Source organism: Herpetosiphon llansteffanensis (assembly GCF_003205875.1).
Taxonomy (GTDB): domain Bacteria; phylum Chloroflexota; class Chloroflexia; order Chloroflexales; family Herpetosiphonaceae; genus Herpetosiphon; species Herpetosiphon llansteffanensis.
Genome location: NZ_PUBZ01000096.1, coordinates 19144 through 42835, shown reverse-complemented (window position 1 = coordinate 42835; position 23692 = coordinate 19144). Strand labels below are relative to the sequence as shown.

The 23692-nt window shown below is 50.3% G+C and carries 19 protein-coding genes; 6 read left to right on the top strand and 13 right to left on the bottom strand.

All coding sequences use genetic code 11. The features are described from left to right. Window positions 1–36: 36 nt before the first annotated feature. From aroF to C5S61_RS13335, 3 genes are all read right to left on the bottom strand, one after another. Window positions 37–894, bottom strand: coding sequence for a 3-deoxy-7-phosphoheptulonate synthase (gene aroF, locus C5S61_RS13345; protein WP_110515544.1), 858 nt, complete (start codon window positions 892–894; stop codon window positions 37–39). 19 nt (window positions 895–913) lie between these two features. Next, window positions 914–1708, bottom strand: coding sequence for a 2,3-dihydro-2,3-dihydroxybenzoate dehydrogenase (locus tag C5S61_RS13340; protein ID WP_205701401.1), 795 nt, complete (start codon window positions 1706–1708; stop codon window positions 914–916). Window positions 1709–2110: 402 nt separating this feature from the next. Further along, window positions 2111–2791, bottom strand: a complete 681-nt coding sequence (locus C5S61_RS13335; RefSeq protein WP_110515543.1) for a hypothetical protein — start codon at window positions 2789–2791, stop codon at window positions 2111–2113. Between the two features lie 308 nt (window positions 2792–3099). Here C5S61_RS13335 and C5S61_RS27305 point away from each other — a divergent pair, with 308 nt between their 5' ends. Continuing rightward, window positions 3100–3753, top strand: a complete 654-nt coding sequence (locus C5S61_RS27305) for an SWIM zinc finger family protein (protein WP_240614520.1) — start codon at window positions 3100–3102, stop codon at window positions 3751–3753. Window positions 3754–3757: 4 nt separating this feature from the next. Further along, the gene (locus tag C5S61_RS13330; RefSeq protein ID WP_240614519.1) at window positions 3758–6271 is read left to right on the top strand and encodes a DEAD/DEAH box helicase; all 2514 of its coding nucleotides are present in this window, start codon (window positions 3758–3760) and stop codon (window positions 6269–6271) included. A 325-nt stretch (window positions 6272–6596) separates the two neighbouring features. Here the strand turns inward: C5S61_RS13330 and C5S61_RS13325 are convergent, their stop codons facing one another. The 8 genes from C5S61_RS13325 to C5S61_RS13290 form a co-directional block, all read right to left on the bottom strand. After that, the gene (locus C5S61_RS13325; protein ID WP_110515542.1) at window positions 6597–7976 is read right to left on the bottom strand and encodes a CAP domain-containing protein; all 1380 of its coding nucleotides are present in this window, start codon (window positions 7974–7976) and stop codon (window positions 6597–6599) included. Window positions 7977–8007: 31 nt separating this feature from the next. Continuing rightward, the gene (locus tag C5S61_RS13320) at window positions 8008–9054 is read right to left on the bottom strand and encodes a L,D-transpeptidase (RefSeq protein ID WP_110515541.1); all 1047 of its coding nucleotides are present in this window, start codon (window positions 9052–9054) and stop codon (window positions 8008–8010) included. Between the two features lie 9 nt (window positions 9055–9063). Continuing rightward, window positions 9064–10449, bottom strand: coding sequence for a hypothetical protein (locus C5S61_RS13315; protein WP_110515540.1), 1386 nt, complete (start codon window positions 10447–10449; stop codon window positions 9064–9066). Between the two features lie 109 nt (window positions 10450–10558). Further along, window positions 10559–11542, bottom strand: a complete 984-nt coding sequence (locus C5S61_RS13310) for a CAP domain-containing protein (RefSeq protein ID WP_110515539.1) — start codon at window positions 11540–11542, stop codon at window positions 10559–10561. 20 nt (window positions 11543–11562) lie between these two features. Beyond that, a complete protein-coding gene (locus C5S61_RS13305; RefSeq protein ID WP_110515538.1) occupies window positions 11563–13410 on the bottom strand; it encodes a DUF8740 domain-containing protein in 1848 nt (615 codons plus the stop codon). A 75-nt stretch (window positions 13411–13485) separates the two neighbouring features. Continuing rightward, window positions 13486–13791, bottom strand: a complete 306-nt coding sequence (locus tag C5S61_RS13300) for a hypothetical protein (RefSeq protein WP_110515537.1) — start codon at window positions 13789–13791, stop codon at window positions 13486–13488. A 484-nt stretch (window positions 13792–14275) separates the two neighbouring features. Beyond that, window positions 14276–15262, bottom strand: a complete 987-nt coding sequence (locus C5S61_RS13295) for an aldo/keto reductase (protein WP_110515536.1) — start codon at window positions 15260–15262, stop codon at window positions 14276–14278. A gap of 34 nt (window positions 15263–15296) precedes the next feature. Continuing rightward, window positions 15297–15659 carry a hypothetical protein gene (locus C5S61_RS13290; RefSeq protein WP_110515535.1) on the bottom strand — a complete coding sequence of 121 codons (363 nt, stop codon included), beginning with the start codon at window positions 15657–15659 and terminating at the stop codon, window positions 15297–15299. 510 nt (window positions 15660–16169) lie between these two features. Here C5S61_RS13290 and C5S61_RS13285 point away from each other — a divergent pair. From C5S61_RS13285 to C5S61_RS13280, 3 genes are all read left to right on the top strand, one after another. Continuing rightward, window positions 16170–19250, top strand: coding sequence for a type ISP restriction/modification enzyme (locus tag C5S61_RS13285; protein WP_110515534.1), 3081 nt, complete (start codon window positions 16170–16172; stop codon window positions 19248–19250). 125 nt (window positions 19251–19375) lie between these two features. Beyond that, window positions 19376–19531 carry a hypothetical protein gene (locus C5S61_RS26865; protein ID WP_164689446.1) on the top strand — a complete coding sequence of 52 codons (156 nt, stop codon included), beginning with the start codon at window positions 19376–19378 and terminating at the stop codon, window positions 19529–19531. A 10-nt stretch (window positions 19532–19541) separates the two neighbouring features. After that, on the top strand, window positions 19542–20984 hold the full coding sequence (locus C5S61_RS13280; RefSeq protein WP_110515533.1) for an NOL1/NOP2/sun family putative RNA methylase: 1443 nt from the start codon (window positions 19542–19544) through the stop codon (window positions 20982–20984). A gap of 633 nt (window positions 20985–21617) precedes the next feature. Here the strand turns inward: C5S61_RS13280 and C5S61_RS13275 are convergent. Beyond that, window positions 21618–22058 carry a hypothetical protein gene (locus C5S61_RS13275; protein WP_110515532.1) on the bottom strand — a complete coding sequence of 147 codons (441 nt, stop codon included), beginning with the start codon at window positions 22056–22058 and terminating at the stop codon, window positions 21618–21620. Between the two features lie 212 nt (window positions 22059–22270). Beyond that, window positions 22271–22807 (bottom strand): DinB family protein, encoded by a 537-nt coding sequence (locus tag C5S61_RS13270; protein ID WP_164689445.1) that lies wholly within the window; start codon window positions 22805–22807, stop codon window positions 22271–22273. Window positions 22808–23023: 216 nt separating this feature from the next. On the opposite strand from C5S61_RS13270, the gene C5S61_RS13265 reads away from it, so the two are divergent. Then, window positions 23024–23671: a TetR/AcrR family transcriptional regulator gene (locus tag C5S61_RS13265; protein WP_164689443.1), complete on the top strand. Its 648-nt coding sequence runs from the start codon at window positions 23024–23026 to the stop codon at window positions 23669–23671. Window positions 23672–23692: the final 21 nt, after the last annotated feature.

Here is a 23692-nt window from a genome sequence, read left to right as displayed (position 1 = left end):
ATCGTCATCCTTAATTGCTTGCTACTCGACCTTGACTTAGTTCAGACCCACTTCTCGCGCCGCTGGTTGGGCAGATTGTTGATTGATTTTTTCCATCAAATCAGCAAAATGTTCGTGGTTCAACGATTGCGGACCATCAGAGCTAGCGTGATCAGGATCATGGTGGACTTCGATCATCAAGCCATCGCCACCAACTGCCAAGCCAGCCAAGGCCAACGGTGCAACCAAATACCATTTGCCAGTGCCATGGCTTGGATCGACGATCACTGGTAGGTGGCTACGATGTTTGGCCATCGCCACGGCATTCAAATCAAGCGTGTTGCGGGTAGCATTTTCAAAGGTCCGAATGCCGCGCTCGCACAAAATCACATTGGGATTGCCGGTTGCCAGCACATATTCTGCCGCCAACAACCATTCTTCAATCGTGCCAGCCGGGCCACGTTTGACCATAACTGGGCGGCCAGTACGGCCAGCAGCTTCGAGCAAGGCAAAATTTTGCATATTGCGTGCGCCAATTTGAATCACATCGGCATATTCAGCCACCAAATCAACATCGGCGGTGTTGAGCGCTTCGGTGATAATCGGCAAGCCAGTTTCGGCGCGAGCCTTGGCCAAAATCTTCAAGCCTGCTTCGCCCAAGCCACGGAAGGCATAGGGTGAGGTGCGGGGCTTGAATGCACCGCCACGCAGCATATGTGCGCCAGCTTCGGCTACAGCATAGGCCGTGTTCAACAATTGGCTTTCCGATTCAACCGAACATGGGCCAGCCATCACAACTGGTTGACCACCGCCAATCTTGACCGAGCCAAGATCGACGATTGTGGTTTGGTTGGCATCGCTGCGAGCAGCAAGGCGATACGGCGCGGGCTTGGTCGATGCGTTTGCGTTGCTCATGAGCAAAAGATCCTTGTATCTAAGCGTCAAGCGTTGCGCCACCATCAATGCGCAAATCGTGCATGGTGATATGGCGGGCACGCTCGGAGAGTAAAAAAACAACAGCGTTGGCAATATCGGCAGGCTCGGCAATCCGCCCAAGCGGAATCCCCAAGCGAAATGTTTCCAATGAGCCAGCAATTACTCGTTGCGGGCCTGTTTCGTCGTGCCACAACATGCGTTGCATGGCGGTGTCGGTCGAGCCAGGTGAAACGACATTACAGCGAATGTTATGTTGGGCTAATTCAAGGCCCAAGCACATGCTGAATGCGGTTGCGGCAGCTTTCGAGGCAGCATAGGCCGCCATCTGCATGCGTGGCACGCCAGCGGCATTTGAGCCAACCGTCACGATGCTACCAGCGCGGCGTGGAACCATGCGGCGTGCCACCGCTCGCGTCAGGTTGAACACGCCAGTTGCATTGACATCGAGGCTGGTTGCCCAATCCTCATCAGTTAATTCAACCACCGGAGCCATACGCAAAATGCCAGCAACATTCACCAGCAGGCCAATCGGCCCAATCTGATTTTCGATAGCCTCGACCAAGGCTGCAACTGCTTGGCCATCGCGCACATCAATGACGCGCAGCGTGATTTGGCCCGGGCCAACCTCCAAGTGTTGCTGCAATGTTTGCAAACCAGCTGCTTGCACATCTATAGCGACGACATGCACGCCATGGCGACATAATTCTTGGGCAACTGCGGCCCCAATGCCTTGGGCAGCTCCAGTTACCAGCGCTACCTGCTTATTCAGTTCGGGGTATTCTGAAAAATGCACAAACGCTCCCTAACCGATCAGGCTTTGCCTGCAGTTTGAATGGCAACAATTGACGATGACAGTCGCTCGTTTTAACCCATTTGTTAGGCCAAAACCTTGCTCACACTATCACCGCTGATTGAATTATGTCATTAACACAATTTAGTCGGATATAACTGTTTTTATTCAAGGCGCAGTATACGCAACAGGCTCATATTTGTCAAACGCAGATTAATGAGGAATTATGAAGGATGAATTAAGAGGGATGAAAGGCTATAGGTTGGCGGAAATTGCTTGGAATCCACTTAATCATAGCCAAAAGCCAAGAGCCTATAGCCTCGTCTTCGTGCTCTTCGTGCTCTTCGTGGTTTCTGTGCTCCGCTAGCCAAAAGCCCATAGCCCGGTCTTCGTACGCTTCGTAGCTCAAAAACATGCTTGCTGAGCCTCAAGCCTGTCGGCGAGTTGATCGGTAAGCTCGTACCAATCCCAGAGATTGAGGTAGCTTGTACTCCATGGCTTGCCATGATAGCGAATCAACCAGCCATGCAACTCACTGCCAATCGCCCGAATCGCAGGCGCATCAGCGTGGACGATGGCTTCCGCTAACCGACCTGACCATGGTCGGTCTGGATGTTCACGCTCGGGTAATGCAGCAATCTTCGCATCATACATCAAGGCTTGCAGTGCATCCCCTTCCATCAGGGCGGCTAAAGCTAGGAGATCCCAATAAAATTCGAGCGGCTTTGGCCAATCCTGCCATAGTGGAGAGGATTCTGCCGCTCGTACGTGGATAAGACAGGCACGCATTGAATTTGCGTCAGCAACCAAGCGATATAAGTTAGCGGCAGAAAACCAGTATGCGGCGTTTGAAAACAGCGCATGTGATGTACGCGGCTCAATCGTACGGCCCTGTCGTTGCACCAGCAACACCGCAGCCTGCTGGATGTACTCGGTCGCTCGTTCATCACGCAAGTAGTAATAACACCGCCCAATCATCTCATAATCGCTCCAGAGTGCAGTTTCCTGATCATCCTGAATGGGATCAATGCGATTGAGGCAGTACCTGAGTTGTTTTTGCAAAGCCTTCGTTTTCAGTTGGATCATTGGCCGTATATCCCTTTCTCTTTCACGTTAACGGTGGCTTGAAGAGCGATCAACTTCTATTTTTCGGCGTTACAGAAGCATGATGGTTCTTACATCCATGCTTCTGTAACATTGCTTGCAATCATTCTAAACGCTTATCGTGATAGAATTTTAATGATTTTGCCTACTGTGGTATTCAAACGAGCGGGATTGGATGCAAGCAAGATCACGCTTACCAAACGATCTAGGGTACTATCAATCGATCCAAATAATCGAGCAGAATCTGTTATGATAGCCCGCGACAGATATGCTATTGGTGGAGCTTCAGCATGTTAACCGCCGAGATCCTCAATATTCCAGCCCTTCGAGCTGAGGCTGGGCAGCGGGTGGCACAAGCAGGCGAAATTTATTATCGCGAAGGCCGGGTTAGATTACGTGAGCTGACTGGCGAGCAGGCAATCTTCGACGTATCTGGCAGTCAAGCGTACCCTTACAGCATTACCATCGCCAGCGATCAGTTTGGCTTGATCGGATATTGCGAATGCATCAATGCTGACAAAGGGGAGCTTTGCAAACATGTTTTTGCCGCTGCGCTTGCCCTTTTCGATCGACTTGAAGCGCAACCGCTGAACCCATGGCGCACGGTTTTTGCTAATCATCAAGTGCCAACTCGCCGCCGTCAAAACCCAATGTTGCTCGTATTTAGCTTGCAAGAACGCGGGTTTACTTGGACGCTCGTGCCCTATACCATTACTGAGCGGGCAATTCCCCAAGCAGAAATAGCCGATCCTGCGACGTTCGTTACACAAGCACTTACAAAGCTTAGATGTGCTCAAACATGCCAAAATTCCCCGAACCCAACTCCAGCCCCAGCAATTTCCCGACGCTTCACAAGCAGCTTTAGCTTTGGCAAATATGCTTGTTGGGTTTTCACAAAATTTTTTCTATGGAGCCACCTTACAGCTAGCCACCATATTGAATAGCTTAGTGCAATTACTCCCCGATAGCATTATTTTTACCGGCGATGAGCAAAAACCATTTCGCAAACTGTTGCGCGTCTGTACGGATCAGGCGCAAATCCAACTCCATGGCACTGCTACAGCCGATGGAATCGATATTAAGCCAATGCTGAGCCTTGGTAAAACAAGCACCAACCTTGATGCCAACAAAGAACAAATTCAGCTCATTGACGCTCAATGGGCAATCTATCGCGATCAGCTGGTGCGCTATGATGATCCTGGAAATATTCTTGGTTTGTTTCACCGCTATCAACAGCTGAGTATCCCAACAGCAGATTATCCTGAATTTATCGAGCAGTATCTTGTAGCGTTGGCTGAACATAGCCCGCTGAGTGGCGATTTACCGCAGCCAGCAATGGTAGTGGCGCACCCGCAACCACGGTTGTATCTTAGCGAACAAGCATCGGCCTTGATCGTTGAATTACGCTTTGGCTATGCTGACCATGAAGTGGCATACGACCAACAGCTTCCAGCAGAAACGATTCACTATAGCCACGAACAAGCAGCCATGCTACGCATCCAGCGCCAGCCAAGCATTGAGGAGCGCTATTGGAGTGATTTGCTGCGCCATGGGCTGAAACGTGGGCCGCAAGCAGGGGTTGCAACCTTGCGCAGTGGCACAACCAGCGCCAGCTTTTTACTCACCCAAGTTCCCAAATTAGCTGCACTGAATTTCAGCATCTATGGGGAAGAAGCGCTGCTCAGTGCGCGCGTCAATCGCCACACGCCCAGCATTAGCTTTCGAGTTTCATCGGGCATCGATTGGTTTGATCTGGAAGCTGTTGTGCGTTTTGGCGAAACCGAGCTTGATCTGACCGAGCTTCGCCAAGCAATCCGCAAACGTGAACGCTATGTAAAGCTAGCAGATGGTTCACTGGGGGAAATTCCTGAGGCATGGCAAGCCCGCTATCGCCATCTCTTTGCACTGGGTGAAATGCAGGCAACAACCCTGCGGCTTGCACCAGCCCAAATTACCTTGTTGGATGAGATTCTGCATGAAACCGATCAGGTTGATCAGCAATTCAAACAGCGCAGCGAACGCTTAAAGACCATGGATGGCATTGAGCCACAACCACTGCCAGCAGGCTTCGATACTATCTTGCGGCCCTATCAAAAAGCTGGCTACGATTGGCTTCACTTTTTGCATGAGTATGGGTTTGGTGGATGTTTGGCCGATGATATGGGAACCGGTAAAACCATTCAGACCCTCGTTTTTCTTCAATCATTGGTAGCGGGGGGCCAAGCCTCGGCTAGTAATCTCCTGGTGATGCCACGCTCGTTGATTTTTAACTGGCAACGTGAGATCGCCCGTTGGACTCCCGATCTACGGGTGCTTGTTCATACCGATCACGGTCGATCTGCCAGCGTCGCAAGCTTTAGTAACTACGATCTTGTGCTGACCACCTATGGAACGCTGTTGCGTGATATTGACCTGTTTGCCACGTATCAGTTTCATTATGTTGTGCTCGACGAAGCCCAAGCAATCAAAAACCCGCTTTCACAAACTGCGCGCGCGGTTCGGGCCTTACGATCGGCGCATCGCCTGAGCTTGAGCGGAACACCAGTCGAAAACTCAATTATGGAGCTTTGGTCGCAGTTCGCCTTTTTGAATCCCGGTATGCTTGGGAGCCTCGAGCATTTTCGCAGCGAATTTGCCACCCCAATCGAACGCGATAGCGATCAGCAGGCCGCCCAGTTACTCCGCCGCATGGTCAACCCCTTTATTCTGCGGCGCACCAAAGATCAAGTTGCCCCCGAACTACCAGAGCGCAACGAACGCATTCTTTATTGCACTATGGAGTCGGCCCAACACAAGCTCTATCAACGCTACCGCGACCAATACCGCGCAATGCTGCTCTCGTTGATCGATGAGCAAGGGATGAACGACAGCCGAATCAAAGTTTTAGAAGGGTTACTGCGCTTGCGCCAGATTTGTAATCACCCACGCTTGTTCGAATCGACGTTTCGGGGACAATCGGCCAAGTTTGAGCAGCTTTTAGAAACCCTAGAAATTTTGCATGCCGAAGGTCATAAGGCACTAATCTTTTCGCAATTTGTGCAAATGCTGACCATCTTGCGCGAACAACTTGATCAGCGTAAGCTAAGCTATACCTATCTTGGTGGCAAAACGCAGAATCGAGCAGCCGTTGTCGATCGCTTTCAAACCGATCCCTCGGTTCAATTCTTCTTGATCAGCCTCAAAACTGGCGGAGTTGGGCTGAATCTCACTGCTGCCGATTATGTTATCCATATCGACCCATGGTGGAACCCTGCCGTCGAGCAACAAGCGACCGATCGAACTCATCGCATCGGCCAAGATAAAGCGGTCTTTATCTACAAGTTGATTGTGCGCGATAGTGTTGAAGAGAAGATTTTGCAGTTGCAAGAACGAAAGCGCGCCTTGACCGATAGCATTATTACGAGCGAACAAGGTATAGTCAAAGCCCTAACCCGCGATGATATAGCTGATCTTTTTTCATAACCCAACCCCTCTGTGCCTGAGCCTCAGGCTTGCAATAGACGAGGCATTGCCTGATTTACTGAGAAAAGCAGAACATAACGCTAGAAGTCCGGTTTTAACGCAGAGGCGCAGAGCAAGTATGGCGCTAGGCTGATGCCTATTGGAGATTGCTTGCAATGGCACCACGTGTTCCGATAGCCTAACGCCTAGCGCCAAAAGCCACATCCCCTTCGCGCGCTTTGCGGTTTCGTAGTTCGTGGCTATTAGCAGTAGGCTATCGGAACCACCATCCAAACAATTCATGCACATCTGTGGCAAAAAAACCTCAATCTAGTCCAAGCTAAGCCTAGCGCCGACTGGTTGTAAACGTCCAACGGCTATCGAACGGGATATTTTCATAGCTTCCGCTAATATGGACTGTAATGCGGCTATTTGCCGGCAACGGATTGGTCGGCAACAAAAGCACCCCTTTATGCCCAGCTGGCAAATCAGTGCTTGCAGAATGGGCAAGTTGGACTCCGTTGTTCGTTTCAAGTGTAGTGCTATTAATAATGGGGGTTGCCCCAAAGTAGCGCCAACTCAGGGTAATGGGATACTTGCTTGGGGGAATCAAGCGCTCAGCTTCAGCAGGATAACGAATTGGCCAACCAGCATAGGTTTCATCTGTATCCATTGCGGTACGGGAAAGCACATCAAGGCCGGCAGCAGAGGTTCCATTCTCAGCCCGATAGAAACCAAAGCCAAAAACCGGAGTTGTTGGGTAGAGCAACCAAAGTCGATGCCCAGGTGAGGACATCCAACCCTCAACCGCATCAACTGCCGTCCAACCTGCGCCACCGCCAAGCCAAGCGTTGCCATTGCTGCCACAAATTTGGCCAGCAGGCGAGGCCCATGGCAAACTTGGGTCTTGATCATGAGTCAAATGACGATTCTCGGCCATATAGCGAGCATGCTGAAAACAATTGTCGTTAAGCACCGCATCTTCGCTAACTGGTGCTAAGCCTGCATTGGCTCGATACACATTGACAGCCTCAAGCCACCCTTGAGGTTGGGGTGGCGGTGGCCCCAAAATTTCACTGCCGAGTAAACCAAGCAAAACCTTAAATTGATCAGGATTATTCGGATGCCATTCAAAACGAGCGCGCTCAAACCACTGCGTCAATACCGTATCGCCACTGGCATTGGTTTCCATTGTTGGCGCAGTCAGCGGCAAGCCAAACAGTTGCAACGAACGCTCATAGGCATTCAAGCCAGTAATATTAAGCCCATGCTGCTCCCAGTAGCTGCGAAAGCCAAGGCCTGCTTGTTGGTCGCAAAGATTATGGCCAGTTTGTTCAAACCATAAGCATCCATCGCGTGGGCCTGCTTCACGACCTTCGGCAAATGGGTCACGGCCAAGTTGCTGCAAGCGATCTTTACCAAGCAGCCCTAGTAAAATCACATAGGGCGTTCCTGCATTTTCAGGATGCCATTCAAACCGATTGCGCTCAAACCATTGGGTAAGGTACTGTTGACCAGTGTCAGCATTGGTTTCGTTATCAGCCCAGGTAATCGGGTAGCCAAAAACGGCAAGCCCGCCGTTGGTTTCCCAATAGGGGTTAAAACTTGCATCAATACAATAGGCCGATTGTTCTGCGGGAAAGCATTGTTCACGAGCCGCAACTGCCTGAATTGGCCATACGCTTAAGCCAAGCAAGCAGATTAATCCCCAGCGTAGCTTCTGCATTATCTACTCCTTCTGATCGATCCATAATGATTTATGGCTGAACGATTACCGCTGTGCCAGCACCATCAGTCCAGTTATAAAGCCATTCAGCTTCGGCTAAAGCAAGGTTGATGCAGCCATGCGAGCGGCGAGTGCCAAAATCTGCATGCCAATATGTGCCATGAATCGCCCAATCGCGATAGAAAAATTGCACAAATGGCACAGCACTCGTATTCCACGATTCACCACGTTCGCTGCTTTGCATATCTTTTTCCCACCATTTTTGATAAACCAGAAAGCTGCCGCTGACCGTCTCGAAGCCTGGTTTACCAATCGCAATTGGGGCAGTCAAGACCTTTAAATCAGCTTCGTAGGCCTCAAGTGTATAGTTCGTTAACGATACCTTGATCGTTTGTGGCCAAAGCTGCGGCGACCAGCTAGGCACTGTTTGGCGCTGTGGCACAGGTTCGAGCGCTAGGCCATTGAGCTGAGCCACGTGGCGGCCAACTGAGCTAGAAATAATTTCATACAGCGGATCAAGATCGATCGCCTTAAGTTGCTCATAGGCGACCCACAGTGGTTTTAAGGCTTCTGGATGATATTCCAAGCGGCCACGTTCAAACCACTGGACAAGCATTCCATCCTCATTGGTAGGCTCTGCAATCGGATAGCCTAGGATTTGAATTCCAGCAGAACGATCCCAAAATTCGCCAAATTCACCCTGCAACGTATGGCCAGTCTCCGGAATATAGATCGCGCTTGGATCAGCGCTGACCGTAATCGCAGGCGTAGCCATGCCCAGCTCACGACCTAAAAGCCCAAGCAATACCTGATTCTGCTCAGCATGAAATTCAAGTCGGGCACGTTCAAAATATTGCACAGGGCGGTTATGCTCAACAATTTGTTCAGTAATCGGATAGCCAAGGCGCGTCACTTGACCATGAGCACGCCAATAGCTCAAGAATCCGAATTGATCATCAACATGATGACCAGTTTGCACAAAATAAACAGCCTGAATTGATGGTTCTGCTGCATAAGCCGATCGCTGAATCAGCAGCAGCATGATCAGGAGCAGCAAACGAGGAATCAGCAAGCGCATTGGTAACTCCTATGGTTGTAGCGTTCGTTGAAGTTCGCGATCATAGATCTGGCCCAATGGAATTAAAAAGGTACCTTGCTGGGCATTCCAAGCGATCATAGCACGTTCTGTCAACACAATAATACAGCCATCAATGCCAACGTGATCAACAAGGGCATTGGGAATATTGCGCATAACATGCTGCTGGATTATTGCTTGCGAGAGCCAAATTTCTTGGGTCAAAACGTTGCCAAATACCCGGAGAAATTGGCGCTCAGAGCCAAAACTCGCAATAACCCACTCGCGAATACCATTAACCAAGGCAGTATCTTCCCATGGGCGAATGGTGCCGGTAGGCAAGATACCTGCTGCTTCCAAATCGTAGCCCATCCGCGTGCCCAATAAAGCAAGGGTAATCGGCCCCGCCTCAACCCGTTCGTAATGAACATACGTTCCAGGTAACACAACTTTGGTTAATTGTTGATCGTGCCAGCGAAAAGCTTGGCCAAGCACTTCGCCCCAATGCAAATAATCGGTTCCAAAGGCCATGCGTGCAGCGTGCAAATATGGCCCGCCAAGCCGATTCGCTGCATAGGGCAAAGTTCGGGCAGTAAACTGATAGCGCTGATGATCAACGATACTGCCCGCTTCTGCACTCACCACAATTACGCTATTAAACCCCCGCAACCAGTGCGCGAAAGTCTCTAGTGAAAGGGCAAATTGGTAGCCAACTAACCCATCAAGAATAATTACCTGATTAGGCGTACTTGGATCGGCAAAGACTGCGACCTCATGATAAGGATAGAGCATTGCAACAGTTTCATTGGTCTCGGGAACAACAACATTCCGCGCATTGCGCGTATAATCACGCGGGGTAATCCAGGCATGGGCGAATGAACCACGCGGATTTTTCAGCAGTTGATCAACAATGTTTTGAGCAAAACTATAATCAAGCTGATCTGGTTCGGCCATGAGCAGCATTGCGTTATAGCCAAGAGCTTGATAGACCCCAATAAAGGCAGCTGCTGCCGCACCAAGATTATCGAGCGAGAAGCGCTGATCTGAGCCATTTGGGCCTTTTAAGGTATAAAAACCTTCATAATAATCGCGTGGGCTTTGAGAAATCATTGTACGGGCAGTAGCATAGGCTGCATCACCAGCCCCCCCAATATTTTGAATGCCATTTCTGAGCGCAATAAAATCACAATTACTATCGTTGCCTTGCAATCGAATATCATATGTTTGCTGCATTGCCGATGGTGCTATCCCACGCGGTTGAAAGGTCGGGCCATAAATCGTCTGGCGTTTCAGGAGGTTCGTATCGTTCAATTGGGCGGAATCAGGCTGTGGTGTTGTAGAAACATTTATGCTAATGCCAAGACAGCAGATCAACAGTGCAGAAAATCGCATGAACATTGCACCCTCCTAGCGTCGTGATTCCCAAGCTCAGATCAGCAATGGGGAATATGCAGCCCAGAGCTGAATGTGGCTAGTGCTTGATTCAGCTCTGGGTTGAGCGGGCTATTTATGGGCGAGCAAACACCTGAGTCCAATAGTGAAAATATGGGCCATTGCTACATCCACTACCATCAATGCAGATATTGCCTTGATCGTTGGCTTGATAGTAGTAGCCAATCCCGGTTTGGGTAAAGTTGCAGTTTAAAATATTGTCCCGATGGCCAGAACTATTCATCCAGCTATTAACAACTGCCTGTGGTGAGTTACTAGCAGCAGCAATATTCTCACCACCTGTTGAGAAGCTGTAGCCTTGGGCATTTATCCGCTGACCGAAACTTGACCCATTCGAACCAGTATGGCTAAAGAAGTTATTAATCGCCATATCTTCGCTATGCAGCCAAGCAGCAGTTCGCAAGCGCAAATCAACCGTGAGTGCGCCACAACCAGCTTGAGCACGCTGTTGATTGACCAACGTTAGTACTTGGGCCTCAAAATCAGCTGGATTCGGAGTTGCCGTCGGTGTACGCGTTGGCGTGCGGGTACTCGTCGCGGTTGCCGTCGGCGTGCGGGTTGGTGTGCGGGTACTCGTTGGAGTTGCCGTTGGCGGTAGGTTGGTCGCAGTTGCCGTCGGCGTGCGGGTTGGCGTGCGGGTATTCGTCGCAGTTGCCGTCGGCGTGCTGGTTGGCGTGTTGGTATTCGTTGCAGTTGCCAAGGGTGTACGAGTTGGGGTCTGGGTGTTGGTCGCTGTTGGCGTAGGGTAGACTGGCGGTTGTGAATAGCCCAACGTCAGCGGCAGCCAAACCCCTGGCAGCACTGTGGACGCAGGAATAATAAAGCCACCGTTCAGCGTATACACGCCACCATTCAGCTGGCCTGCATCTGGTTGGCCGATGCTACCGCTAAGCGCATACGCCCCACCCTGCGCACTACCGCCACCAGCATCGATCGAAAACCACCGCAGATCATAATTGGATGGCGCGGCCCGCAAAGAACTATAGCCAAGCAGCATTACGCCAATCAAGCAGCATTTAAGCCAATGTTTCCGTAGCATAATCACAATCCTTTGCATGACTAACGGCGTTCCAATTTACGCTGTAGTTCTTGCTCCAATTCCTGTGCTGGAGCCGTCGGAACATCGATGCTAGGAATGCTTGGTGGGTTTTTGATCGCGCTGCGATAGCGGGCATCAACTCCTTTGGCTGCTGCATGACCATAGCCTTCTGGAGCCAAATAGGTTCCTTGTTCGGTTAATGGCTTGGTTAATTCCACTTGCAGCGGATTGGCAACAGCATAGGGATCGTGGCGAATGCCAGTAACTTGCCATGAAACTTTACTGCCAGCGCTGCCACCAGCAATCGTAAATTGGTTTTGCTTAATTTCGGCAGCAATATATAAGCCTGGGCCGGGGGCATTAAGTGCGGTTAGTTGATAGCGGAAATCACCATTCAGCGATTCAAACCAATCAGGCAGGTTAACCACAGCCTTGCCATCGCTGTCAAGCACAGCAACGCCATCATAAATGGTCTTCATTGCATCGCTTTCAACCGAAGCATGTTGCAAATATTGGTTGGCAGGATCAAGCGGGTGATCGATGCGGAAATTTTTAACCGCAGCATTGATGGCCCCAGTCACATTAACTGAGCCATAGAACATGCCAGCATAGCCACTTTGGCTGCTCCCAACAATCCCATTGCCACTAATCGCAATCCCCTCAACCCCGCTACCAGTGCCTGAGCCATTTTGCTGGCCCTTAACAGCGGGATTACTGCTACCAGTAAAGCCCCAAATGCTCGGATAATTACCGCCACTCACCCCTATAATTCCACTCCCATTTTCGCTTTGGCCCCAAACTCCAGTATTATCGGTGCTAAATCCACGCACACCTCCATTCGGGCCAGAGCCTTGCACCCCTACTTCTACGCCACTCACACCATTAACTCCATAATTATTTGAGCTATATCCATAAACGCCATTGCCTGAGGTGCTAAAGCCAAAAAGTCCACTACCTGAACTAGTCGAACCAGTAACACCACTACCTGAGCTACTTGAACCAGTAACACCACTACTTGAGTTGCTAAAGCCTGAAACCCCAGTCCCTGCGGTACTATTGCCAACAACACCACGCCCATTTGTGCTTTGGCCCCAAACTCCATAGGCAGATTCGCCATTATTGGCAACCCCATGCACCCCATTGCCCGATACACGGGTTGATTCGCCAAAAACGCCATCATAGCCAGAACTCAGGCCATACACTCCATAGCCAGTTCCATTGTTGCGGCCATACACCGCACTAGCAGCAGTTGAGCTTGAGCCAGTGGTGCCATAAACCCCGTAGGTTTCATTGCTTTGGCTTGTGCCTTCGCCATAAACCCCACTTGTCGCCCCGTATCCTACTAAGCCATTGCCGGACGTGCCAAGATTACTCGCAGTAAAGATTGAATTAACTGGTTCGGCGCTGCGCACAACTGCGCCTGGCTTAAGGCTCAAGGCATAGGGCGCTGCTGTAATCTTCTGACGGGGATTAAGCGTGGTGTAGCTGCCAGTGCCTGCCGGGCAGCGAACAGCAATACCCAGCCAGCGGTCACCACCAGTAAAAGCTTCCCCAAAAGGGCCGTTTAATCCAGCATCAAGCTCAACACTAAACCGACCCTTTTGCACATTTACATTCAATGCTGTCTGGGTCGAGCCAAGCTGAGTACCGCCACTGGCAACACTATAGAGACTAAATTGAAAATCACAAACACTATTAATCGCAGTGCCATTACTAACAAGTTCGCCTTGATAGGTAAATGTGCCAGCATAAAGCGTGGATGGCCCCGCTTGATTATTCGCTGATTGAGCAGTTGTATGTTGGGTAGTGATTCCGCCTAGCACAAAAATAACTACGCCAAGCACCCCATATACAATCCTTGAACGCATAGCGGCCTCCTCATTGTGTAGGATCATTGATTCACGATAACCTTCACCTCCCACCTCGCTCAAATATGGCGCTATTTAGGCGCAGCCAGCACCAGAAATAGAGCTATTGCCATTAACCGAGACCGTTGAGTAGCTGCCAGCAACGCCTGAATAAACCACTGTTGACATGCCACCACCAAGATTAATGTTTTTAACAATAGAACTAGCACCCAAGCGATTGAAGGTTACTTGAACGCTACCGCTGCCACCAATGCTAACCCAAGCGCCATTGCCACATGAGGCGTAAATATTTGCACTATCTGCGGCCCACGTTGCGGTAGGCAGCAGCATAGTCAAAACCAACAAACTTCCGCCAACCAATCGCATCAAACTGCTTTTCATCATTCCTCCTAAAAAAATAACCAAAGCTTCATACATATATGATGCTAAAGGCTTAGATTTTTTCAGTCGATACATAGCTTAAATACATGGCTCCTGCTTAATTGGACTATAACAAAACAAACCGCTATGGTATAGGCGCAATCCATGGCGAGCTTGCCACTGTTAAGCGGGAGCTTTGGCTGATTAAAAAGTCTTTATTCCTTTTTCAAGCAGTTTTATAAAAATGTGATGAAAGGGGTCAGGGGTCAGGGTTCGGGGATCAGGCTATTGGCGAAAGGGGTCAGGGGTCAGGGGTCGGCGATCAGGTTTTAACGCAGCGGCGCAGAGGAAGTATGGCTATAGGCTATTGTCTTTTGGCTATGGGAAATCAATCTGAGGAATCTGTGCCCATCTGTGGCAAAAAAACGTGCTTCGTGGATCATGGATTGTGATCCACGAAGCAAAACATTCCGATCCCCAACCCCCAACTCCCAACCCCCAACATCTACCAACGCTCATGAACCAATGGTCGAATTAAGCGTTCGTAAATTGCCTGTGCCTCGGCCATGGTCGCTGCATCAAGTGGCGCAAGCGCAGCGGCATCGGCGTTGGCTCGCATTTGTTCTGGCGTTTTGGCTCCAGGAATCGCCGTCGTCACTGCATCGAACATTAAAATCCAGCGTAAGGCAAATTGGGCCATGCTGGCATCAATTGGCACTAAAGCGCGTAATTCCTCGACCGCTTGCAACCCAGTTGCATAATCCACGCCCGCAAAGGTTTCGCCTTGATCAAAAGCTTCGCCATGGCGATTGTAATGACGATGATCGCTTGCCTCAAAATTGGTAGCAGCCGTAATTTTGCCCGATAACAAGCCGCTCGCCAATGGCACGCGGGCCAAAATCCCAACTCGCTTGGCTTGCGCCGCAGCAAAAAATTGCTCAATTGGCTTGTGGCGAAAGAGATTAAAAATAATCTGCACGCTTTGCACATTGGGAAATTCAATTGCTGCCAGCGCTTCGTCAACCCGCTCGACGCTTACGCCGTAGTAACGCACTTTGCCAGCCCGCACCAAATCATCAAGCACGCCAAATACTTCGGGCATGGCATACACCTCGGTTGGCGGGCAGTGCAATTGCAACAAATCAAGCGCTTCGGTATTGAGATTGTGCAAACTGCGTTCAACAAAGGCGGTTAGGTTTTCGCGATTGTAGCCAGCAGCCGTATGCGGGTTCAAGCGTCGCCCAGCCTTGGTTGCCACAATAATTTCGCCTGGACGCTCGCGCAGCACTTGGGCAATGAGGCGCTCAGAATGACCATCGCCATAGACATCAGCGGTATCAATAAAATTCACGCCTGCATCAATCGCCGCATGAATCGTTGCTAGCGAGGTGGCATCGTCGGTCTTGCCCCAGGCATCGCCGCCAATCGCCCACGCCCCAAAGCCGATCGATGAAATCTTCCAGCCAGTTCGGCCCAGTTCTCGATAATCCATAGAAACTCCTCAGATTGCTGGTTGTAGCTCGTGATTATTGTTCAATTCGTTGCAGCAGTTGGGTTTGCATTTCGCCTTGCTGGTTCAACATAACCAAGCTCAGCTGCTCGGCGCTTAAGGCATAGGTCGCGGTTTGTTGCTTGCCATCAGCGCTGGTTAAGCGCAATTCGGTCGCACTCAACACCTCGTAGCGCAACGGCTCGCTGGCTAAACCAGTTACCATGCGATCGGCCTGAAATTCAACTACTTGGCTCGTCATTTGCCAACGCCCTTGCACCGTCGGCCCATCATTGGCAAACAAATGCCAGATGCCCCAAATGAGCAAGCCAAGCACGACCATCGTCAAAATACTATAAATTGTGCGAATCGAGCGCACACGCGGCGATAAAATTGTCATACTGACCTCGAAGTTAATCCTCAGCCATTTTAGCAGCAAGTTGCGCTTAATGATCTATCAATTGATCCACGAAGCACTGAAACCGCAGGGTCGGTGGCCTGATCCCCTCACCCCAACCCCTCTCCCGTGCGCGGGCGAGGGGCGTTCATTCCGTGGTTTTTACATGATTTATGGTGAAACCCAATGCTCCCCCTCGCCCGCGTTCAGTGGGAGAGGGGGTTGGGGGGTGAGGGGATCTGGCCATGTTTAAACCAAATGAACCATAGCCCATAACCTACAGCCAAAAGCCACCGTTCCTCTGCGCCGCTGCGTTAAAACTGATCATTTGTGGTAAGGATGTTTCAGCCACGAATTCCACGAATTCCACGAATGATGTTTCGATAGCCCATAGCACATAGCCCGATCCCCAGCCCCCAACAACCGATCCCCATTTATGTTCTTTTTTGATTTCTCCATGCTTCTCGCGTACAATAGTGCTACTTTTTTCCGCTGTGTGTGAGGGTAGAACCAATGCTTTCGATCAAGCCAAATCATAAGGCGGTGCGCGAATATTATGCCAGTTTGCGCAGTTTGGCCGATGCCCGCGCCCAACACGAGGGCGCAGTTGCTCCCGCGTTTGCTGCTTTGCTCCGCGCTTGCGCTAGCCAGATGGGCTGGACATTGGTCGAACAGTATTCGATCCGCTTGAAAAAAAGCTCGATTCGTACCGACGGCGCATTGCTCGATAGTTTTACCCTGATTCGCGGGGTGTGGGAAGCTAAAGATAGTAGCGACGACTTGGCAACCGAGGTGCGCAAGAAGTTCGCCGCTGGCTATCCCGCCGATAATATTCTGTTTCAGGCTCCGCAACGGATTATCCTCTGGCAAGACCAACGCCAAGTGCTCGATGTGGATATTAGCCAGCCCGAGGCTTTGATCGATGCGCTGCTGCTGTTTTTCAATTATCAACCACCCCAATATCTGCAATGGGATCACGCAGTCGTCGAGTTTCGCGAGCGCGTGCCCGAATTGGCCCAAGGTGTGTTGCGCTTGATCGAACGCGAAATCAACGAGAAGAATCAGCGTTTTATTGCGGCTCTCGATCGCTTTATGGCTTTGGTGCGCGAGGCAATCAACCCCAATATTTCAATCTCGGCGGTCGAGGAGATGTTGATTCAGCACTTGTTGACTGAACGCATCTTTCGCAAGGTGTTTAATAATCCCGATTTTGTCAATCGCAATGTGATTGCGCGCGAAATTGAAACTGTAATTCAGGCATTAACTTCGCGTTCGTTCAATCGGAACGATTTTCTGCGCGAACTCGACCGCTTTTATGGCGCAATTGAAACAACCGCCGCCACCATCGAGAATTTTAGCCATAAGCAAGATTTCTTGAACACAGTTTACGAGAATTTCTTCCAAGGTTTTTCGATTAAGGTTGCCGATACCCACGGCATTGTCTACACGCCGCAGCCGATTGTCGATTTTATGGTGCGCTCGGTCGAAGAATTGTTGCGCCGCGAATTCAATACTTCGCTGGGCAACCCTGGCGTGCATGTGCTCGACCCATTTGTTGGCACTGGCAACTTTTTGCTGCGCGTGATGCACGAAATTCCGTTGACGAAGTTGCGCCAAAAATATGCCGAGGAATTGCACTGCAACGAGGTGATGTTGCTGCCCTACTACATCGCGTCGATGAATATCGAACACTTGTATTATGAATTGACCAAGAGTTATGCTGAATTCAATGGCATTTGTTTGGTCGATACCTTTGAATTGGCGCAAGTTGGCGCAGGCCAGCAATTGGGCATGTTTGTGGCCGAAAACACCGAACGCGTGCTCAAACAGCAACAACAAGATATTTTTGTGATTATCGGCAACCCACCCTACAACACCCGCCAAGTTAACGAGAATGATAATAATAAAAATCGCAAGTATGAAATTATCGACCAACGTGTAGCCATGACCTATAGCCGTGATTCACACCAAACTAATAAAAATGCCCTAAATGACCCATATGTTAAATCTTTTCGTTGGGCAGCTGATCGGATTACACGCAATGGCGATGAAGGTATTGTCGCCTTTGTGACCAATAATGGGTTTCTTGATGGGTTATCACTTGATGGCATGCGCAAACATCTCGCCCAAGATTTTGATGCGATCTATGTGCTGGATCTTGGCGGCAATGTGCGCAAAAATCCTAAGCTTTCAGGTACAACCCACAATGTGTTTGGAATCCTAGTTGGGGTCAGCATCATCTTTTTGATTAAGAAGCGTGGCTCAGCAAAAACGAGTGATGCCACAATTTGGTATGCGCGAACTGACGAGATGGCGCGTAAACAAGCAAAATTTGATTTACTTAACCAAGCAGAAAATATCTCAAACATCCAATGGCAAGAAATTATTCCAAACAAAAATTATGTTTGGCTAACAGAAGATATGCAGGCCGATTTTGAAGAATTTATTCCTATAGGTAGTAAAGATGCAAAGAAAGGATTAGGACAAGCGATTTTCACTCAATTTAGTAATGGAGTGAAAAGTAATCGTGATGCTTGGGTTTGGAATTTTGATGCAACGGTATTATCGAACAATATCAAATTAACGATTGATTCTTATAACGATCATGTTTCACGCTGGCAACGTTTGACTATCAAAGCAGAAATTGATAGTTTCATTACTATTGATGAAAAAAAAGTTAGTTGGAGTAGTGATTTAAAAGCAAATATTCAACGAGGACGCTATCTCCAATATGATCAAAGTAAAATTACAGATGGTATCTATCGCCCATACACTAAACAAAAATTCTACTTTGAACGACTACTTAATGAAAGGTTATATCAAATACCATTAGTTTTTCCAAAGCTAAAAGAAAATCGAGTAATTTGTGTAACTAATCATACTGAAATACCTTTTTCAGTGCTTATGACTGATAGAATATCAGATGTAGTAATCGGTGGACGAGCAGGTCAATGCTTTCCATATTATGTCTACGACGAAGATGGCAGCAACCAGCGCGAAAACATCAGCGATTGGGCGCTTGCGCACTTCCGAACGCAACTTGGCGAGCAAAGCATCAGCAAATGGGACATTTTTTATTATGTCTATGGGCTATTGCACTCGCCGCAATATCGCGAACGCTACGCCGCCAACTTGCGCCGCGAACTGCCGCGCATCCCAATTGTTGCCTTGGCCGATTTTCAGGCCTTTGCCAAGGCTGGCCGCGAGCTAGCCGAGCTGCACATTCATTACGAAAGCCAGCCAGAATACCCATTGCAATGGCTCGAAAACCGCGACGAAGCCCTGAATTGGCGGGTTGAAAGCATGAAACTCAGCAAAGATCGCACGAGTCTGCGCTACAATAATTTTCTGAGCTTGGCTGGCATTCCGGCGCAAGCCTTTGAATACAAGCTGGGCAATCGTTCGGCGCTCGATTGGGTGATTGATCAATATCGCGTCAGCACCGATGCGCGTTCTGGCATTAGCAACGATCCCAATCGCCACGACGATCCTGAGTATATTGTGCGCCTAATCGGCAAAATCATCACCGTCAGCCTAGAAACCGTCAAGATCGTGGCCGAGCTGAGCACAAAGAGCATAGAACAGAGAACATAGAACATAGAACATAGAGCATAGAACATAGGAATCAAGGGGTCAGAATTCAGAGGTCACGAAGTTTTTAACCGCGAAGAACACGAAGGACACGAATGTTGGTTGCGTGGTGAGCAGGGATTATGGCTATGGGAACAGGATTCGAGCAATTCGTGGAATTCGTGGCTCAAAAAATGTCCTTCGCGCTCTTCGCGTTCTTCGCGGTTTCCGTGCTTGGCGTTCTTGGCGGTTTTGGCCTTCGTGCTCTTCGTGCTCTTCGTGGATCGGAATTTGATCCCGCATAAAGGAATAACAATGACCCGTCAAATACCGCGCCAGCTTGAAGCCTATCGCGATTTACTGAATAAAACCGAACTCAACCAACTGCTTGAGAGCATGAATCAGCCCTTGCCCAGTGGCCTGCGCGTCAACCCGCTCAAGGCTGATGCAGCTAGCCCCAAAGCGTGGCAACAAGCCTATGGTTGGCAGCTTGAGCAAGTGCCATTCTGCCCAACTGGCTGGCAGCTTGGCAACGAAGCCAACAATCTAAGCCGCACGGTCGAGCATCAAATGGGCCATTACTACATTCAAGATGCAGCCTCGATGCTACCCGTCGAGCTATTTGAATTTAAGCCCGAGGCCGAGCCAAGCGTGCTTGATATGACTGCTGCGCCTGGTGGCAAAACCACCCATCTCATCTCGCAGCTTGGCGATCGCGGCCTCGTCGTGGCCAACGATAGCAACTTGCAACGCATTGCTGGCCTCAAGGGCAATCTGCAACGCTGGGGCAGCACCTCGGCGGTCATCACCAACCAACCAGGCGAGCGCATGGGTCGTTGGCTGCCAGAGCAATTTGATTATGTCTTGTTGGATGCGCCATGTAGCGGCGAAGCGTTGCGCACCAGCGAACGCCACACCAGTCGCTTGGTTTCGAGCCACGAACGCAACACCCTGCAACAACGCCAAATTAAGTTGCTCGAAAGTGCCTTGCAAGCAACCAGACCCAACGGCCAAGTGGTCTACTCGACCTGTAGCCTTGCGCCCGAGGAAGATGAGGCTGTGCTTGATGTGCTGCTCAAGCGCTACCCTGAACAAATCGAAATTAGGCCAATTCCGCAGCGTGTGCCAATTCAAGCTCCAGGCTTGCTGGCAGCCGGTGCTCAAGCCTACGATGCTGAGGTTGCCAAAGCTTTGCGCCTCTGGCCGCATCTCTACAATACAGCAGGATTTTTCGCAGCGCTGATTGTCAAGCGCGATCAGATTGCCACGCCAAGCCTAGAGCGCCCGCAACAGACGCTTGCCAAAGCTGGCTACAAAGCCGTAACCAATGAAGAGCAGCAGCAAATTATCAGTAGCTTGCAGAATTATGGCTTCGATTTGCCCGCGCTCTTAGCCAGCAAAGGCCTCAGTTTATGGCGCAATGGCAAGAGCATTCATGCCATTCCTGAGCGCTGGCTGAGCAATTTTGAGCATTTTCCGTTTGTCAGTGCGGGCATTCATGTGGGCAAACTCTCGCGCCATGGCTTTCAGCCAGCCCACGATTTAGCCTCGCGCTATACAGCCCAATTTAGCCAACAGCGGCTCACCATCAGCGATCACCAAATTGACGAATGGTTGGCGCGCCGCGATCTGCCGATCAAAAAGAGTTCGTATGCTGATGGCAGCATCGTGGTCGTCGAAGATCAACAGCAACGCTACCTTGGTTTAGGCCAAATCAACGCCAGCACTTTAGAGAATTTGCTGCCGCATTGGCAATAAGTTGAGGGATCGGGGGTCAGGATTCAGGGACTAGGCAATACTTGCAAGGGAAGGTGTTAAGATTCCCTCACCCCCAACCCCTCTCCCGTGGCGCGGGCGAGGGGCGTTCACCGCGTAGTGCTTCCCCAATTCCTTGGTAAAAAACCGTCGACTCCCCCTCGCCCGCGTCAAGTGGGAGCGGAGGTTCTTACAAGGCTAGGTTTAAGATCCCCTCACCCCAAACCCCTCTCCCGTCCAACGGGAGAGGGGCTTTAATCCAGTGGTTCTTTTGCAATGCCGCTAAACCCAGTGCCCCCTCGCCCGCGTCAAGTGGGAGCGGCGGTTCTTCCAAGGGTCGGTGTTAAGATTCCCTCACCCCCAACCCCTCTCCCGTGGCGCGGGCGAGGGGCTTTAATCCAGTGGTTCTTTTGCAATGCCGCTAAACCCAGTGCCCCCTCGCCCGCGTCGAGTGGGAGCGGAGGTTCTTACAAGGCTAGGTTTAAGATTCCCTCACCCCAAACCCCTCTCCCGTCCAACGGGAGAGGGGCTTTAATCCAGTGGTTTTGCAATGATTCTTGGTCAAAATGCGTGCTCCCCCTCGCCCGCGTCGAGGGGGAGAGGGGGTCGGGGGGTGAGGGAACGTTCCCTAGCTGCTTATTTTTTGCTAACAACCAATTCAGGCCGTCCCATTTCCTTCAAGAGCCGTGGATACATCTCATACATTGGGGTCACGGCAGGCAGCAGCTTGATAATTTTGGGAATCGGGCCTTTGGCAACAATTTGGCGGCGGGTCAGGGCAGCCATCAAATTGATCGTGCCATGCCAAAATTGGTGGGCAATATCGGCCTTCATCGACATGACAACATCGGGCTTCAAGCCAGCAACTTCGCCCCAAACCACATCGAAAAATGCACCCTCTTGGGTTGGCTGACGATCAGCCAAAATGCTCACAATCCCTGCGGGATCGTCGTAGCGATACTGAATTGAGAGGCCAGATTGCTTGATTTTGGGCGCAATTTCAGGATCGCACTTGGCTTCATCATACAATGCACCAAGGTACTTGATCAGTTCTTCTGAATCTTGGAATACCGACATGGGTGATGCTCCTCACGTATACAGGCTGTTCGGAGACGTGACGAGGGGAAAGTGCTTCGTCGCGCTTTTTGGCGATTATAAAGGCCATGCTGCACTTGCGTCAAGCCCAATCCAAGCGTGGCCTGCATCAATTGGGATGAGCGCTTAACCAAAAGCCGCCGATCAAGCGTGATCGACGGCTAGCCAAATTTTATCTCAATTTCAAACCTAATTTAGCGTGTTTCGATGCCATGGGCGCGCTCGAAGGCAATGCGGATGCCGCCAATTTGGCTACGATGTTCTGCTTCGTGTTGGCATAAATGGTGCAGCACCCATTCTGGGGTCACTGTATAGCGTTCAAGTTCGCGTGGCCGCCGAAATTCGGCCAAACTCATATCATTAAATGTTGCCAACAGCAATTCGCGAATTTTTGCTAGGCGAGCAGTATGTTGGGCTAACCGTTCGCCCAATACCGGGGTCAACAAATCATAGTCCGTGCGATGCGGGTGAGGCAGCAAGCTCGCGGCTGGCTCAGGGTAGGCAGCCAATCCATGCACTTCGTCATACAACCAATCGGCTTCAATCAAGGCAACATGGTAGAGCACGCTGCCAATTGTGCTATCACCATGGGGCGGCTGCCAATCGATCATAGCTTCGCTTAATCTGGCAATTTCTTCGTTCGTTCGTCGCCGTGCATCTTCCAGCGCCCAAAGCCAGACACCGATTTCTGCAACAGGGTGAGCATGCTCAACAATTTTTTGTTCGCGCAAAGGCGTTCTCCTTAAGTAAGAATCTCCTGAAGTATGCCCAATAATCACCAACTTAGCCTCGTTCTTAAGCACGATCAATCGCCTCAATCGATTGGCAGAGCCGCTAATTTCCCCATGGCTTGACAGAAACTATGATCATGCTACAGTATGACTTATCGGTCATAAATTATGACTATCTAGTCAATAAATATGAATAGTGAGTTCAAGGAAACGCAAATGGAGCAAAAAAACGCAGCAGCGCCGCTGCCGATGCGTTCGTTGCGCGAGCGCCAACGTGAAGAACGAGCAGCCTTGATTCTTGAGGTTGCGCAGCAACTTTTCAGCGAAAAAGGCTATGTCGAGGCCTCGATCGATGAGATTGCCGCTCGCGCTGGCATTGCCAAAGGCACGGTGTATTTGCATTTTGCCAGCAAAGAAGAGCTGGTCGTGGCGCTCTTTGAACAACAATTCAATCAATTTCTGCGCCAAATTGAACAAACCCTTGCCGAAGCCTTGCCAGTGCGCGTGCGGCTCGAACATTTGCTGTTCGATGTGTTTACCCGTATTCAAGCCCAAGGCAACCAAGTGCTGCTTGATCTCAATCCGCGGCTTGGCTTAACCACCAACGTGATCAATAAACGGCCAGATCTGGCGGCCTATAGCGCCAAAGCCATGGAATTGATCACAGCATTAATGGCCGAAGGTCAAGCCAACGCTGAATTCGAACAAGCAATTCCCACTGCGGTGCTGGTCGCTACGCTTGTCAACATGCTTGCGCCCAATAGCTACGAACGCCTACTTGCCAGCGGCCAAATTAGCCCAGCCGAGTTGGCAGGCTATCTCAGTCGCTCGTTTTTTTCCAATCTTGCAAGTACGCAAGCCTAAATCATTGCTGCAATCGAAGGA